General features: G+C 35.9%; 17 protein-coding genes. 7 read left to right on the plus strand and 10 right to left on the minus strand.

Annotation, left to right across the window (positions count from 1 at the left end):
- Positions 1 to 6: 6 nt before the first annotated feature.
- The 8 genes from BW951_RS09530 to BW951_RS09565 form a co-directional block, all read right to left on the minus strand.
- Positions 7 to 774: a TatD family hydrolase gene (locus BW951_RS09530; RefSeq protein WP_076392163.1), complete on the minus strand. Its 768-nt coding sequence runs from the start codon at positions 772 to 774 to the stop codon at positions 7 to 9.
- Between the two features lie 2 nt (positions 775 to 776).
- Entirely contained in the window at positions 777 to 1,292 is a 516-nt protein-coding gene (locus tag BW951_RS09535; protein ID WP_076392165.1) for a DUF4269 domain-containing protein, read from the minus strand.
- Positions 1,289 to 1,639 carry a hypothetical protein gene (locus BW951_RS09540; RefSeq protein WP_076392167.1) on the minus strand — a complete coding sequence of 117 codons (351 nt, stop codon included), beginning with the start codon at positions 1,637 to 1,639 and terminating at the stop codon, positions 1,289 to 1,291. Before BW951_RS09540 ends, BW951_RS09535 begins: the two co-directional genes overlap by 4 nt.
- Positions 1,640 to 1,645: 6 nt before the next feature.
- Complete coding sequence (locus BW951_RS09545; protein WP_076392169.1) at positions 1,646 to 2,596, minus strand: GSCFA domain-containing protein; 951 nt, start codon at positions 2,594 to 2,596, stop codon at positions 1,646 to 1,648.
- A gap of 85 nt (positions 2,597 to 2,681) precedes the next feature.
- Positions 2,682 to 3,653, minus strand: a complete 972-nt coding sequence (locus tag BW951_RS09550) for a polyprenyl synthetase family protein (protein WP_076392171.1) — start codon at positions 3,651 to 3,653, stop codon at positions 2,682 to 2,684.
- A 400-nt stretch (positions 3,654 to 4,053) separates the two neighbouring features.
- Positions 4,054 to 5,196 carry an inorganic phosphate transporter gene (locus BW951_RS09555; RefSeq protein WP_076392173.1) on the minus strand — a complete coding sequence of 381 codons (1,143 nt, stop codon included), beginning with the start codon at positions 5,194 to 5,196 and terminating at the stop codon, positions 4,054 to 4,056.
- Between the two features lie 20 nt (positions 5,197 to 5,216).
- Positions 5,217 to 5,855 carry a DUF47 domain-containing protein gene (locus tag BW951_RS09560; protein ID WP_076392175.1) on the minus strand — a complete coding sequence of 213 codons (639 nt, stop codon included), beginning with the start codon at positions 5,853 to 5,855 and terminating at the stop codon, positions 5,217 to 5,219.
- A 152-nt stretch (positions 5,856 to 6,007) separates the two neighbouring features.
- Positions 6,008 to 7,702 carry a DEAD/DEAH box helicase gene (locus BW951_RS09565; RefSeq protein WP_076392177.1) on the minus strand — a complete coding sequence of 565 codons (1,695 nt, stop codon included), beginning with the start codon at positions 7,700 to 7,702 and terminating at the stop codon, positions 6,008 to 6,010.
- 358 nt (positions 7,703 to 8,060) lie between these two features.
- Between BW951_RS09565 and BW951_RS09570 the strand changes: the two genes are divergently transcribed.
- A complete protein-coding gene (locus tag BW951_RS09570; protein ID WP_228427533.1) occupies positions 8,061 to 8,729 on the plus strand; it encodes a DUF2461 domain-containing protein in 669 nt (222 codons plus the stop codon).
- Between the two features lie 210 nt (positions 8,730 to 8,939).
- Here the strand turns inward: BW951_RS09570 and BW951_RS09575 are convergent, their stop codons facing one another.
- Both BW951_RS09575 and BW951_RS09580 read right to left on the minus strand, forming a co-directional pair.
- Positions 8,940 to 9,569 (minus strand): hypothetical protein, encoded by a 630-nt coding sequence (locus BW951_RS09575; RefSeq protein WP_076392179.1) that lies wholly within the window; start codon positions 9,567 to 9,569, stop codon positions 8,940 to 8,942.
- Between the two features lie 55 nt (positions 9,570 to 9,624).
- Positions 9,625 to 10,071, minus strand: a complete 447-nt coding sequence (locus BW951_RS09580; RefSeq protein WP_076392181.1) for a hypothetical protein — start codon at positions 10,069 to 10,071, stop codon at positions 9,625 to 9,627.
- Between the two features lie 170 nt (positions 10,072 to 10,241).
- Between BW951_RS09580 and BW951_RS09585 the strand changes: the two genes are divergently transcribed.
- The 6 genes from BW951_RS09585 (at position 10,242) to dapB (ending at position 16,221) form a co-directional block, all read left to right on the plus strand.
- Complete coding sequence (locus BW951_RS09585; RefSeq protein WP_076392183.1) at positions 10,242 to 11,528, plus strand: adenylosuccinate synthase; 1,287 nt, start codon at positions 10,242 to 10,244, stop codon at positions 11,526 to 11,528.
- Between the two features lie 481 nt (positions 11,529 to 12,009).
- Positions 12,010 to 12,846: an energy transducer TonB gene (locus tag BW951_RS09590; protein ID WP_076392185.1), complete on the plus strand. Its 837-nt coding sequence runs from the start codon at positions 12,010 to 12,012 to the stop codon at positions 12,844 to 12,846.
- A gap of 166 nt (positions 12,847 to 13,012) precedes the next feature.
- Positions 13,013 to 13,786 (plus strand): ParA family protein, encoded by a 774-nt coding sequence (locus tag BW951_RS09595; RefSeq protein ID WP_076392187.1) that lies wholly within the window; start codon positions 13,013 to 13,015, stop codon positions 13,784 to 13,786.
- A 35-nt stretch (positions 13,787 to 13,821) separates the two neighbouring features.
- Entirely contained in the window at positions 13,822 to 14,712 is an 891-nt protein-coding gene (locus tag BW951_RS09600; RefSeq protein WP_076392189.1) for a ParB/RepB/Spo0J family partition protein, read from the plus strand.
- Positions 14,713 to 15,354 carry a DUF5683 domain-containing protein gene (locus tag BW951_RS09605; RefSeq protein ID WP_076392191.1) on the plus strand — a complete coding sequence of 214 codons (642 nt, stop codon included), beginning with the start codon at positions 14,713 to 14,715 and terminating at the stop codon, positions 15,352 to 15,354.
- 165 nt (positions 15,355 to 15,519) lie between these two features.
- Positions 15,520 to 16,221: a 4-hydroxy-tetrahydrodipicolinate reductase gene (gene dapB / locus BW951_RS09610; RefSeq protein ID WP_076392193.1), complete on the plus strand. Its 702-nt coding sequence runs from the start codon at positions 15,520 to 15,522 to the stop codon at positions 16,219 to 16,221.
- Positions 16,222 to 16,232 lie beyond the last annotated feature (11 nt).

The raw sequence follows: 16,232 nt of genomic DNA on the forward strand, positions 1-16,232 counted from the left end.
TTATGTTTAATGCTGAACGAATATTTTCTTCGCATTTTCAGTTGTAATGCTGTCAATCTCCGAAAAATCTACTTTATAGAGATCAACCAGTTTTCCTGCAACAAGATCAAGATAAGAACTCTCGTTGCGCTTTCCTCTGTGCGGAACCGGAGCTAGATAAGGAGAATCTGTTTCCAGAACAATTTTATCCAAAGGAATTTCATGCAGAAACTGATCTATTTTACCATTTTTAAAGGTTACAACTCCTCCGATCCCTAAAATGAAATTCAGGTCTATTGCCCGTTTTGCCTGTTCTAAATTCCCTGAAAAACAATGGAAAATCCCTCTAAGTTTCGGATGTTTTTTTCTTTCCAGTACTTCAAAAGTTTCATCAAAGCTTTCTCTGGTATGGATTACGATAGGAAGATCTTTTTCAATTGCCCAGTCGATTTGCTGTTCAAATGCTTTCACCTGAATATCAAGAGTGGTTTTATCCCAGTACAGATCGATTCCGATTTCTCCAATGGCAGGAAAAGACCTTTGATCGAGATAATTCTTAACGATTTCGAGTTCTTTTTCCCAGGATTCCGGTTTTACGTAGCAGGGATGCAATCCCATCATCGAAAAGATACTTTGCGGATATTCAGCTTCCAGTTGGAGCATTTTTTCGTGAGATTCCGAATCGATTGCCGGAAGATAAAATGCTGTAATTCCCTTATCTAAAGCTCTCTGAATGGCTTCTTTTCTGTCTTCATCAAATTCTTCTGCATATAAGTGCGTATGTGTATCAATCATTTTTATATCATTTTTAACAGGTCTTCGTAAGGTTTTTCCAAATTCAGTAAAATTCCGAAAGCAGGTTCCGTTTTGATGCCCTGTTTTTTTAATTCTATTATTTTCTTTTTAAAATCGTTTCCTTTTTCCTGTAGTATTTTGTATTCAGCGATCATGTGTCGGTAAGCGTTCTGTTCGGTTGCAGGTTTGTTTTGTCCGAAAATTTCAACAGGAAATTCTTCCAGTTTGAAATTTAAAACAGTTGCCTGTTCATTATTTACCGTGATTTTTTCAATTTTTAAATCAAATTCAGAGAACATTTCAGAAAGTGCTTTCTTAAATTCAGTGAAATCTGTTACTTCACAGATGATATCCAGATCACTATCTTCAATATCAATTTCTATCGGGATGGTTCCCGCCAAAATGGGAGAATAGTCCTTCAGCTTTTCAAAAATATGATATCTCGTCAAAACTTCATAAGCTCTTTTTTGCCTTTCATTTCCGTTCTTCAGATAGTCGATCTTTGTGAAATCAATCATTTTGATTCTATTGAATTTGAAGACTCAACATGATGGGTGTTTATCTGATGTAAAACTTCATTTGTGATGTCTTTTCCTCCCGTAAAGTTTCTGTAAAAAGAGGCAATACTGAAAATAGGTCCGAAAGGAATTCCCCACCACCCAAAAAATAAAGTCAACAGTGAATATTTCCAACTGTATTTTGAGGAAGACTCATCAGATTTTATAAAATAAATATCACTTGGTCTTTTTGATGATAGGAAAATAATTGAAATTGTATATGAAAAAACTACGAATTTAGCACCTTTCTGTAATTCATCATTTAATTGATCGGTTGATAATCCTTCTGTGTTTTTAATAATAACCATTAGTTTTTAAAATATTTTATGCTTTACTTTTTTTCGCTGAGCTTCAATTCTTAGGTTCAATTTTTCTTTAAATTCAATGTATTTCGGATCTTTTTCGTCGTTGGTTTTATGCTCCAACGCTTTGTGGATTTTAAAATTTTCTTTAATAAAATCTTTTGTCTCATCCGAAAAATAAGCATTTCCGAATTTTTCGAAAATGTAATTAATTGCCTGATTGTTAGGATGAATCATATCTTCTTTGTAAAAACGGTAATCGCGGAGATCGTCCATTAAAATTTCATAAACCGGAAGATAATGACAGTAATCCAGTTCATCAATCATCTCATGAATTGCAGTGATCAGTTTAGATTTACTCAGCTGATTTTCAATCATTCCGTCTTTTGTATGGCGAACCGGAGAAACAGTAAATAAGATCTGAACATCGTCCGGACAGATGTCTTTGAGGTTTAAAATCGTATTGTACACAGAATCTGTAAGTTCCTGAAAGGTCAGAAGTCTTTTTTCAAAGAATTTCTGAGGAATTTTATGACAATTAGCGACGAGCTTGTTTTTATGCGTAAATTCGTAAATAAATGAGCTTCCGTAGGTAATAATCACCCAGTTGGATTTTTGGAGAAAAGAATTTCCCTCCTCAAGACCGGAATTTATTTTCTGTAACGTCTGATGAACATACCTTGTGTCAAAACTTGAGTGGTGATCCAGAGAAATGAATTCATCGTTGAAGGTAATCAGTTCATCTTCATGGTAAAATTCGGCATCATGAAGTCTTTTAACCGCGTTATTGATTGAATATGGATTAAAAATCGTTCCGAAAGGATTATTGATAGTCTGCAATTGCCCCTGCTGAAAAAGATCCGACATTTCAGAGGCAAAACAGGAACCGATCGAAAATATTCTATCTTCAACTTCAATCTTCTTCTGCGATTCTTTGATATCAACTTCGGTTCTGAATTTCATTTAATCAATTTGAAAATTTGAGAATGTGTCAATTTGAAAATTTAAGGTTTATGCTTACTCATTTTCAAATTGACTTATTATCAAATTATGATTCTCTTCTCAATAAATAATTGGCAAGTTCTGCAAACGGCTTTTTCTTTTCTTCCGGAATATCGATTTTCTGAAGATAGCTTTGCCCGATTTCGTTATGTTTTTCAATAAGACGTAATGCTTTTTCGTCTACTTTAGTTCTTCTGAAAATCTTTTCTACACCGTATACTTTGTCGATATTATCGGTCTTTTTAGAGTACCAGTAATCCAGCTCTTTTCTTTCTTCTTCTGTAGCGTGTTCTCTCGCCATCAGGTAAAGAACGGTTTTTTTGTTTTCGTAAATATCTCCGGCGTGTTTTTTTCCGAACTGCGCCTGATCTCCGAAAACATCCAGATAATCGTCCATGATCTGGAATGCAATTCCGATGTGTTTTCCGAAGTTAAAAATGGCTTTTGCATCCTTGAAGTTTGCTTTTGCAATCAATGCTCCGATTTCAAAGGAAGAAGCGCTTAAAACTCCTGTTTTGTAGGTAATCATTCTGATGTAATCATCAAACGTTACGTTTTCCTGAGTTTCGAAATTGATGTCATATTGCTGACCTTCGCATAAAAGTAGTCCTGTATGGGTAAAAATCCTGATGCACGCTTTGAAAATCTCAGGCTCAAGATCTTCGAAAAATTTATAGGCTTTCAGCATCAGTCCGTCTCCTGAAAGAATTCCGACATTAATTCCGTGTAACGTATGAATCGTCGGTTTGTTTCTTCTTAATGGAGCTTCATCCATAATATCATCATGGATCAGGGTGAAATTATGGAAAAATTCAATTGCCAGAGCCGGCTTTATGGCTTCTTTAAGATCACCTCCAAACAAATCGCAGGCCATTAGAACCATGATCGGACGAAGACGCTTTCCTCCGTGCGAAATAATGTAGTTCATGGGTTCGTAAAGTTCTGTTGGCTTATCTTTGAAAGTATATTTGGTAATGGCATCCGCAACAATCTGCTGATATCTGTCTAAAAATTCCATAAATTCTAATAGTTTAAGCAAAAATACAATTTTTCAGGGCTTTATAAAACAAAATCCTCACCGTTTTAAGAGTGAAAAGCTTTTATGTGATTGAAATTTTTTTATTCTTAATTATTTTCACATGATTTGTCATTCCGTAGGAATCTAAATATAATTTTTTAGATTTTATTTCTAATACAATTTCTTAGATTCCTACGGAATGACAAATCCTCTGGTTATTTCTTCCAAAACTTGAATACACGCCAACAATTATTAGCCCAGATTGTAATGGAAATCCTTTTTTGAAAAAAAAGATTGCAATGGAAAGCTGGAAATAGCTCCAATTTTTTCAGTATTATGCCTAAAACAAAAAACTTTGCCCGAAAGAGCAAAGTTTTATTATTTTGAGTAATCTCAGTTGTTAAGATAATGCAGTTACTGCAAGATAAGTAATTCCGGCAACAATTGCAGAGATCGGAATGGTAAGAACCCATGCCCAAAGAAGACTTACGGTGATTCCCCATCTTACGGCAGAAACTCTTTTCGTAAGACCAACCCCGATGATGGAACCTGTAATCGTGTGTGTGGTAGAAACAGGAATTCCGAAGTGATCTGTAATGAATAACGTAATAGCACCTGCTGTTTCAGCACTTACTCCTTCCAGAGAAGTTACTTTTGTAATTTTCGTTCCCATGGTTTTGATGATCTTCCATCCACCGCTCATTGTACCTAAAGCGATCGCGATAAACGAAACCAAAGGAACCCAGATGTAATGCTGTGCAAAATAATCGAAACGCTCTCCAGATTTAAGATTTAAATAAATCGGATCGTGAAGCATTTCAACATGATAGTAAATTAATGCCGCACCAATGATTCCCATTACCTTCTGCGCATCGTTAAGACCGTGTCCTAAACTGAAAAGCGCCGAAGAAGCAAGCTGCAGTTTTTTGAAAGACTGGTCTGCTTTATGCGGGTTTGATCTTTTATAAAGGTGAACAATAATTAAAGTAATGATAATTGAGATAATCATCCCGATAATCGGTGCCATGAAAATGAAAAGGAAAATAGGGATTACTTTATCAAATTTCACAACGCTCTGGTGTGTTACCTGCGAAGCGGCTGCTTTTACGGTTTCCCAAGTTCCCAATTCCGGCTGTGCTGCTGCAACATTGTGGTAATCCATCATAAAAGCGTGCATTAAAGCGGCTCCTAAAAATCCTCCGATCAGTGTGTGTGAAGAGGAAGAAGGAATACCAAACCACCATGTTAAAAGGTTCCATGCGATTGCCGCAACAAGACCTGAAAAGATAACTTCGAGGGTGATAAAATTCTCATTAACTGTTTTGGCAATTGTATTACCAATTTTAAATTCTCCGATGATGTAAGCAGCGATAAAGAAAGCTGCAAAATTCCAGAGTGCTGCCCAAAGAACCGCCTGGAACGGAGTTAAAACTTTTGTAGAAACAATAGTCGCAATTGAGTTGGCTGCATCATGAAAACCATTGATGTAATCGAATATTAAAGCCAATGCAATAATAACTATAAGTAAAATCGGAAATTCCATTGTTTAATTATAATTATTAATTAAGCGTATTTAATCATGATGTTTTCAATCGTGTTGGCAACATCTTCTGCTTTGTCAGTTACGACTTCAAGATAATTAAGTACAGATGAAACTTTGATAATGTTGATCGCATCGTTTGTTTCAAATAATTCTACCATAGAATTGGATAACAAATCGTCTGCAATGTTTTCGATAGAGTTTACTTTGATACAAGCTTCTTTTACCTGCTCCATATTTTTGAATCCTTTCAGATTTTTCATCGCATTCTGGATCTCAAGACAAGCTTTGTGAATCAGTAATGAGAAGTCGGAGTATGCCTTCATTTCCGGCGACTTGTAAAGGAAAATATATTTTGTGGAAGCGTAGATGTAATCTGCGATATCGTCTAATCCTGTTGCTAGAGTGTGGATATCTTCCCTGTCGAAAGGAGTGATGAAGTTTTTCCCCAGTTCTACGAAGATCTCGTGAGTAAGCTCATCATTTTTGTGTTCGTAATCGCTCATCTTTTTCAACATAGAATCGTCGTTCAGATCGAAATCTTTGATTCCGTGGTTGAATTCCTCAGACATTGCTACAAGGTTTTCTGTTACTTTTTCGAAAAGCACAAAGAAGATTTTATCTTTCGGTTGAAAAGCGTGGAAAATATTACCAATTCCCATTGTAAAGTTTTTATAATTCGAGTGCAAATTTCTTAAAAAACCACCTTACCTGAAAGAGTATAACGTTAAGTTTTGTTAACATTGCATTAAGGTCTGGTTATCAGGCAAAAAAACCGGCTGTAAAGCCGGTTTTAATATTGTTTTAAGCAGGATTAGTTAGCCTCTTCAGCTCTCATATCCTTCCCTCTGAATTTCATTGTAGAAATATTGCTCAAAAGATCTCCTTTGAAAGATTTTTCAACCTCGAAGAAAGAGAATTTCTCTAAAATTTCGATGTCTCCGATCTCAGCTCTTTTTTTGCTTTTTCCGTTCGATGTCGCTTTATTGATGATGTCTAAAACGTCAAGTTTTTTCAACTGATCTTTTTTACCAAGATTGAAGAAAAATCGAACCATATTTTCGTTCTTTCTTCTTGGTTTTGCACCACGCTCTCTTCTGTCGCTTCTTTCTCCACGTTCCCCTCTGTCGCGGTCTCTTCCTCTGTCACGATCTCTTCTGGAACCTCTGTCGTCATCTCTGCTGCTTAGTTTCTGCTCCACAAGATCATGTCTGTCTTTGTAGTACATTGCAAGATCTTTCAGTTGGAACTGAAGAAGTTTGTGCGCCAGTTCTTCTTTAGTGAATGCTGATAAATCAGGGATCAGAGAATCGTCGAACTCAAAGAAATCTTCGTGAATTTCGAAAAGACTTTCGAAAACTCCGCCTACCTGAGCTTTGATAATATCGTCACCGGTAGGAATTTTACCTTCCGTGATTTCAATTTTCGTAGCCGATTTGATCTGCTTTAATTTTCTGCTTTCTTCAGGCTTGATTAATGACATTGAAATTCCGTCTTTTCCTGCTCTTCCTGTTCTTCCGCTTCTGTGTACGAATACTTCAGGATCATCCGGTAAAGAATAGTGGATAACGTGGGTGAGAGAATTCACATCCAGACCTCTCGCTGCAACGTCTGTTGCTACAAGAATATCGATGTTTTTCAGTCTGAATTTCTTCATTACCGTATCTCTCTGCGCCTGAGAAAGATCTCCGTGAAGCGCATCTGCTGCATAACCGTTCTGCATTAAGAAATCGGCAACTTCCTGAGTTTCCATTCTTGTTCTGCAGAAAATAATAGAGTACTGATTCGGGTTCGAATCAATTAATCTTTTTAATGCTTCTTTTTTCTGACGATATCCTGCTACGTAAAATTCGTGCTTAATGTTCTTCTTAACTTCGTTAATAGAACCTACCGAAATTCTGTGAGGCTTCGTTAAATAATTTTTGGAAATTCTTTCCACTTCCTTGTTCATTGTTGCCGAGAAAAGGAAAGTCTGTTTTGTTTCCGGTGTTTCACTTAAAATTGTTTCCAACTCGTCTTTGAAACCCATGGAAAGCATTTCGTCTGCTTCATCCAAAACCAACCAATGAATGGCAGAAAAGTCTAAAGCCTTTCTGTTAATCAAATCGATTACTCTTCCCGGAGTTCCCACAATAATCTGCGGTTTGTCCTTCAGAGATCTCATTTGTTCCATAATGCTGCTTCCACCATAAACTGCAGTAGTTTTGATGTTCGCCATGTACTTAGAATAATTTTTTATGTCTTTAGCAATCTGAAGACATAATTCCCGCGTCGGACAAAGCACCAAAAGTTGGATTTTGCGACTCGTTTCGTCAATCATATCCAAAATCGGAAGCGAAAACGCTGCTGTTTTGCCTGTCCCCGTCTGCGCAAGTGCGATCAAGTCGCGAATATCTGAAAGAATAAAAGGGATAGTCTGTTTTTGGATTTCTGTCGGGCTTTCGTAACCCAGTTCGCCAATTGCCTTAAGAATATCAGGACTTAAATTGGTCTCCGTAAATAAATTCATTAAATATTATAAAATTTCTGCAAATATACAATAAATATTTGATTTGTTTTTGAATTATTTTTAAATAATCAAACTTAAATTCAGAATCCTTTAATCTTTTACTTTTATTTTGAAAATTAAATGCAAAAAAACAGGGTGCAAATTATAAAGATGTTAACCATTGTTTTTTTTTATTAGATGCGTTTTATTTTTTCTCTGTAATTTATGAATTTTCAAAAATTTTAAACTTTCAGATCCATTTAAATTCTTTATTTCATTATTTATCTAGAAAAAGTATAATTAAAAATACTTCGGTTTTTGTACATTTGAATCATTACAATTGTATCTTTTTAAATTTAAAATAAAAAAACTTTACAGAATGATGTCCGCAACAATTTCTCCAAAAGTATTCGATTTTCTTAATCAACTTACCGTTAACAATAACCGCGAATGGTTTACGGAAAATAAAAACCTTTACACGGAATCTCAGGAAAATGTGATTGCTTTTCTTGAAGATCTCATTAAAGAAATGGCAGGTTTTGATGATGAGCTGGGAAAAATTGATGCCAAGAAATCTCTGTTCAGAATTTACAGGGATACACGATTTTCAAAGGACAAAATCCCTTATAAAAGGAATTTCGGAGCGTCACTGGGAATGGGGAAAGGAAGTCAGAAAGGCGGATATTATCTGCATCTGGAACCGGGGAAATCGTTCATTGCAGGAGGGATTTATATGCCGGAATCTTCAGTTTTAAAGGAGTTGAGAAAAGAAATTTCTTTGTATGGAGAGGATTTTCTTAAAGTCATCAATAACAAAGAATTCAAAAAGTATTTTCAGGATCTTGATCAGGATGATAAGCTGAAAAAAATTCCACAGGGTTTTGAAAAGGAAGATCCGATGGGAGAGTATCTCAAACTGAAAAGTTTTATCGTGGTTTATAACCTGAAAGATGAAGAGGTCTTCGATAAAAATGCCGTGAAAAATCTTGCCAAAATCTTTAAAGTGATGAAGCCTTTGAATGATTTTCTGAATACGCCTTTTTTGTAGGTGAATTTGTTTAACCCTCACAGGTTTTCGAAACCTGTGAGGGTTAGGATCGATAAATTGTATAAATCAAAACGTGGAAATTCTTACGAATCATAGTTTTGAATGTATCGTAGCATTGTATCGATTAATGAAACTTTGCAAAGTCTAACAATTCATTTTGTTTGTCATTCCGCAGGAATCTAGACTGTGATAGGTTTTGCGGGATGATGATTATTTAGCTTCTGATAATGTCCAATCAAGGTATATGTTTGTATTAATAAGATCAATGAGAAGATCCTCTAATTTTCTGCAAAAATGTCCTTCCAGTATTAACGGAGTTTTTTTTAGTTCTTCCTGTAATTGTTCTTTAGTGTAGTAATAGCTGTTTGGGTCATTATTATCATAACGGCTCGGATTACAAATTTTATGTTTTAAGAGAACATTTACTAATTCCTCAAGTATTATTTCTCCCATTCCTAATGCTTTTTCCCAATGATCATCAAGTTCATTAATTATTAAATTATATTTTCCATCCCATATATTATAATCTCTGTAGTAAATTCTTATTAATCTTTCCTTATTTAATTGATTAATTAAATGAAAACGAGCGCTTATTCCACCTTGAGCGCTTCCGTAAGAAATCACTTTTTTATCTCTTTTGAGAATGAAAAGAGGTCCCGGTCCTACAAATTGATCTTCAAATCTTCTGGTTTCTATAAATTTTTTAGAATTATAATGAAAACAAAATGTATCTTCACATTCCTCGGTATCTTCTTCTAAAATATCTACATTGTCTCCAAAGTTTTTAAAAATATATTCTCTTGCTATTTTTGTAAACTCCTCTTTAATATTTTTCTGCATTTTATTTTATGTTTTTTTGTGGAGATTGTTTAAAAAGTTTTTGGGATTGAAATTTTTAATCCCATCCATTATTAGTATTAGTCCAATCAAAGAAAAATATAATATTTTCTAATTCAATAATTGCTTTGTCAAGTTTTCTTTCATCTTTAGGATATGGATTTAAATCTTCAACAATGCTATTCATTAAAGCCATATTCGAAAGCATTTCATGTGCGATGTAATTTCTCTTCTCAACAATATTTTCGAGAAGGCTTATGAAATCAGAACGTAATCCTTTTTCTTTAAGTTCTTTTACTGTTTTTCCAAGTGTCCATTTTTCCATTTCATCTAAATCGTAATTAAATTTTTCTTGAAGAAGCTTTTTTAGACCAAATTCTAAAATTTGAATAACTCCCATAAACATTCCATATTTTGCCAAAAAAGTAAGATTTTCATATTTTTGCAAACCTTCTTTCATTCCTTCATGAATCTGTTCTGTAGTTAAATGATTTTCTGTTGACATAGTTTTAAGTTTTTAATTAGCTAAAATTACATAATAAACTTTTAAAAATATAACTAAATAGCTCCTCAATTGAATCATTCCCCACCCACCCAAAAAATAAAATCCGCCACAAATTTGCCCACCCAATTTTTTAAAAGTAATTTTGCATGAATCTAAAATAAAAGTAAAATATGTCAACTTACGTAGTTGTAGGTCTTCAGTATGGAGATGAAGGTAAAGGAAAAATCACGGATGTTTTATCGGCAAAATCGGATTACGTTGTACGTTTCCAAGGGGGAGATAACGCGGGTCACACGGTTTATGTAGGTGAAGAGAAATTCGTTTTGCACCTTCTTCCATCGGGAGTTCTTCAGTGCAAAGGGAAATGTATCATTGCCAACGGAGTAGTGGTAAATCCTAAATCTTTCATTAAGGAGGTGAATCAGATCGAAAGCAAAGGCTTAAAGACAGATCACATTTTCATCAGCAGAAGAGCGCATGTCATCATGCCTTACCACATTCTTTTGGATACGTACCGTGAAGAAGAGCACGGAGGAACGCAGATCGGGACAACAAAAAAAGGGATCGGACCTTGCTATGAAGATAAAATTGCAAGAGTGGGAATCAGAATGATCGACCTTTTGAATCCTGAGATCTTAAGAGACAAAATCGAGAAAAACTTAAAAATTAAGAATTCTCTTTTTGAAAAATACTTCGGAAAACCTACATTAGACGTTGAAGAAATTTACAACGAATATTTAGAAATCGGAAAACAGCTTCAGGACAGAATTGTAGATACTGAACTTGAACTGAACGAAGCCATTAGAGACGGTAAAAATGTTTTATTCGAAGGAGCGCAGGCTTTAATGTTGGATATCGACTTCGGAACGTATCCTTACGTAACTTCATCCTCTCCGTCTACAGGAGGCGTTTGTACAGGAGCGGGAGTTCCGCCGACTTCATTGCAGAACTTAATTGGTGTTGCTAAAGCATACTGCACAAGAGTAGGAAACGGACCTTTCCCTTCAGAACTGGATAACGAACTGGGTGAGAAAATCAGACAAATCGGAGGAGAATTCGGAGCAACGACAGGAAGACCCAGAAGAACAGGCTGGTTAGACCTTGTTTCTTTGAAGCACGCTTGTATGATCAACGGAATCAATAATTTAGTGATTACAAAATTAGACGTTCTTACAGGAATTGAAAATTTAAAAGTCGTTACGCATTATAAAACCGAAGACGGAAAAATCATCGATTATTTCACTTCATCCACCGAAAAATTATACAACTACGAACCGATCTATCAGGATTTACCAGGTTGGAACGAAGATATCACGAAAGCCAGAAGCTACGACGAACTTCCGCAAACGGCTCAGGAATACATCGAGTTTATAGAAAAATATTTAGGAATCAATGTTTATTTAGTATCTGTTGGACCTGAAAGAAGCCAGAATATCATCAGAAAGGAATTATTCTAAGAATATTTTTTCAACATACAAAAAGAGATCATCAAACGGTGGTCTCTTTTTTATAGAAACATTTTAAATTCATAAAAACTAAATTTCCACTTTCTGTTTATTCCGTAAATTTCAACCATCAACCATCAACCATCAACTATCAACTAATTCTCTTTTCAGGAGCTTTTTCCAGCTTTCGCTACTCGCTTTTTTGAGGTTTGGGCGGCGGCTTTGCCGCCGCCCAAACCTCAAAAAGAGCTCAGACATGCCGCTCAATCTGGGCTAAAATACAGGTCTGCAATTTTAACTTTCTCCGTAAAATATTTAAACTCAGGAATTTATTATTTACAACATAGTTAAATTTCTTACTTGGCATGAAAATTTTAAAAACGTTATCATTTTAACAAATATTTGGCAAAAAATTTGATATTGAATCAATGCTTATTGGTAAGATCATAAAAACTAATAATCAAATTTTTTTAACAGTTTAAATATTTTAGTGATGAAACACACAAATCAAAATCAGGAATTTCGTTTTAACGAAGTCCTTTTCGAACACCGTAACAAAGAATACGGAGCTTATGTATTAAGAAGAGAATCAGACAGAATCTTAACAAAAGCATTTTTTATAGGAGTCAGTGTATTGGCTGCCGTTTCTTTAACTCCGCTTGCGATTAATGCATTTAAGAATCCCGAAGTGACTGACGAAGGAGGGTATGAATTACCTCCACCAATTCTTATTCATGAATATGATGATACACCACCTCCAGTAGCAGTTCTGCCTCCAAAAGCACCATCTGCTCCTGTAAAAACATTCGATGATACGGTTCCGACACCTACTTCTCATGTAACCAATGAAAAAGTTGTAGAGAAAATTGAAGGAGCTGTTGCAGGAACAAGAAATAATCCTGATGGAGAAACTGCTCCACCGAATACTTATGTACCAACAACTCCAACTATCGGAACTGGTCCTGTAATTACCACGGCTCCACCGGTAGTACCTAAAGAGGATCCCAATAAGATTTTCAATAGTGTAGATTTGGGAAAAGAAGCAAATTTTGATGGTGGAATAGACTCGTTCAGAAATAAAGTAATGAGTAATTTTGACGGATCAGGCTTTGATTCTGGTGATGTAATGAAAACCACCATTACTTTCATTGTAGAAAAAGACGGTACCATTTCTGGAATAAAAGCTGCGGGTTCAGATGCGGATTTCAATAGTGAGGCGGTAAGAACAATCAGATCGATTAAAGGAAAATGGACACCTGCAAAAAACAAACAGGGTGAATCCGTAAGAAGCTATTTCAAATTTCCGATCACCATGAAATTTGATCAATAAGACATAAAAAACAAATCTTGAACAGTTATCCACAAAGAATTTTTTTTGTGGATAATTTTTTTTTATTGCTAAATTGCTTATTAACAATATTTTAACTCAAATTTCGTTTTATCCGCTTATGGAGAGCAGGGAAAAATGTGTATTTTTGAAACTTAAAGTTCTAACAATGGCAAAAATCATAGGTATCGCTAATCAGAAAGGAGGAGTTGGGAAAACAACAACAGCTGTTAATTTAGCCGCAGCATTAGGGGTATTAGAGAAAAAAATATTAATCATCGATGCAGATCCTCAGGCGAATGCAACTTCAGGTTTGGGCGTAGAAGACGTAAGATATTCTACATACAATCTTTTGGAGCACAGCGTGGAGACTTCAAAATGCATAAAACAGACGGCAACTCCGAATCTGGATATTGTGCCTTCTCACATCGACTTGGTGGCAGCGGAAATTGAACTTGTCGACAAAGAAGAGCGTGAGTATATGCTTAAAAAAGCTTTACAGAGCGTAAGAGACGATTATGATTATATTATTATCGATTGTGCGCCGAGTTTAGGTCTTATTACCGTAAATGCACTTACAGCAGCAGATTCTGTAATTATCCCGATTCAGTGTGAGTATTTCGCATTGGAAGGTCTTGGAAAATTACTGAATACCATTAAAAACGTTCAGAAAATCCATAATAAAGATCTTGATATCGAAGGTCTGCTTCTTACGATGTACGACAGCCGTTTGAGACTATCCAATCAGGTCGTGGAAGAAGTAAACTCTCATTTCCCTGAAATGGTTTTCGAAACCATCATCAGCAGAAACGTACGATTAAGCGAAGCGCCAAGCTTCGGAGAAAGTATCCTGAATTACGATGCGGAAAGCAAAGGAGCAATACAGTACATTCAGTTGGCAGAAGAAGTTTTATTGAAAAACGAGAAATTAGTAAAGAATTAAAAGCAGCTAGCTAAGCTAAACGCTAAAAACAAAATATGAAGGATAAAAAAAGAGCGATGGGGCGTGGTTTGGGCGCAATTCTTAGTGCCGAATCCAAAGCAACGATCAATTCTGCCACCGATGAGGGAGCGGATAAGTTTGTAGGGAATATCGTAGAAATTGCATTAGAAGATATTTATCCCAATGCGTCTCAGCCAAGAACTTATTTTGACGAAAAAGCCTTGAACGAACTCGCACAGTCAATTAAAAATTTAGGCGTTATTCAGCCGATTACTTTAAGAAAAGACGGCGAAAAGTTTGAAATTATTTCCGGGGAAAGACGTTACCGCGCAAGTAAAATTGCAGGTTTAGAGTCTATTCCGGCATACATCCGTCTGGTAAATGATCAGGAATTGCTTGAAATGGCACTTGTTGAAAATATCCAGAGAGAAGATCTTGATGCGATAGAAATTGCATTAACATATCAGAGATTGATGGAAGAGATCGGTCTTACTCAGGAAAATCTCAGCCACAGAGTTGGGAAAGACAGAAGTACCATTACAAATTCCATCAGATTACTGAGATTACATCCGGATATTCAGAATGCGATCCGAAGCGGAGAAATTTCTGCGGGACACGGAAGAGCCATCATCAGCCTTGAAAGCGAAGAACATCAGCAGATTTTGTTTGATCTCATCATTAAAGAAAAACTGAACGTTCGTCAGGCTGAACAGGCAGCTACAGCCATTAAAAACCCGAAATCTCCGGCAGCAAAAAAAGTAAAAGCCGAGCTTTCCAATAATTATAAAAGAGCGCAGAAAACGATTGCAGATATTTTAGATGTAAAAGTTGAAATCAAAGCCTCTCCAAACGGTAAAAAAGGTAAAATTGTTCTGGACTTCAAAAATGAAGATGAGCTGGAATATATTTTATCCCATATTAAATAAATGAAGAAAATACTTTTCACATTTTTTCTGTGTCTGTTTGCAGTTGCGTATTCACAGGTAAATCCTAACGATACCATTCGGGTAGACTACCGTCCGAAAGACAGCGTAGCCGTGGAAAAAAACAACACCAAAACAGAAGCGAAGGTTGTTGCAGATCTGGAAAAAGCAAACGGACCTACCAAAAAAACACTGAAACTGAATCCTACAAAAGCAGGATTGTATTCTGCTGTGCTTCCGGGATTGGGACAGGTGTATAATAAAAAATACTGGAAGGTTCCCATTGTTTTAGGAGCAGTAGGAGCGGGAGTAGGAATTGCGGTATGGAATGACAACCAGTACAGAAAATACCGCGAATATTACATCGCCAAGCTCAACGGAACACCGAATGAATTTGTAGATACCCATCCATGGCTCGACAAGGTGGCTCTCGGAAATGCACAGGACAGATCCAAGAGACAGAGAGATTACGCCATTGCAATTACAGGATTAATTTACATTCTGAACATCGTAGATGCGGTAGTAGATGCACATTTATACGAAGCAAGACACGATCCGGATCTTACGCTGAATCCGGCAATGATTCAGGATCAGTACGGAATTGCACCTCCTAAAACCGGCTTAAGTTTAAGTTACAGATTTTAAAATAATTAATATTAATTCTGTTAAACAAATTTATTACTGACTTGGTTAAGTGAAATCGAAGATTCGACGAAGTCAAAAGCCTTTGCGAACGAAAAATATGCAGGAGAATTTTAAAGAAATCTTTGCGGGCATTGCGTTAGATTATAAAATTAAATAAAGAAGTACATGAAAATAGCATTAGTTGGATACGGTAAAATGGGCAAAATCATTGATGAAATTGCCACTAAAAGAGGACATGAAATCGTTGCCAGGTTAAAAGAAACTCCAACTGCTGAAAATCTGAATAATCCCGATGTCGTAATTGAATTTTCTTTACCCGAAGTTGCTTACAAAAACATCAAAGCCTGTCTGGAAAACAAAATTCCTGTGATCTGCGGAACAACGGGTTGGCTGGAAAAAAAATCCGAAATTGAAAAACTGGCTGTAGAAAAAGAAACCGCTTTTTTATATGGTTCAAACTTTAGTCTTGGTGTTAATTTATTCTTTGCCTTAAACGAAAAACTGGCAGATTTAATGAAAAATGTGGACGAATATTCTTGTCAGTTGGAAGAAATTCATCACATTCACAAATTGGATGCTCCAAGCGGAACGGCAATTTCCATCGCCGAAGGAATTTTTAAAAACAATCCGAAATTCAATTCCTGGAAACTGGAAGAAACGCAGGGGAATCAACTGGGGATTTTTGCCATCCGTGAAGATGAGGTTCCGGGAACGCACAGTGTTTTTTACAGAAGCGAAGTGGACGAAATAGAAATCAAACATACCGCGTTCAACAGAAGTGGTTTTGCACTGGGTGCAGTAGTTGCGGCAGAATGGATTAAAGATAAAAAAGGAAATTTCACGATGAAGGACGTTTTGGGACTTTAATATTGTAACAA

Source organism: Chryseobacterium gambrini, from assembly GCF_900156825.1.
Taxonomy (GTDB): Bacteria; Bacteroidota; Bacteroidia; order Flavobacteriales; family Weeksellaceae; genus Chryseobacterium; species Chryseobacterium gambrini.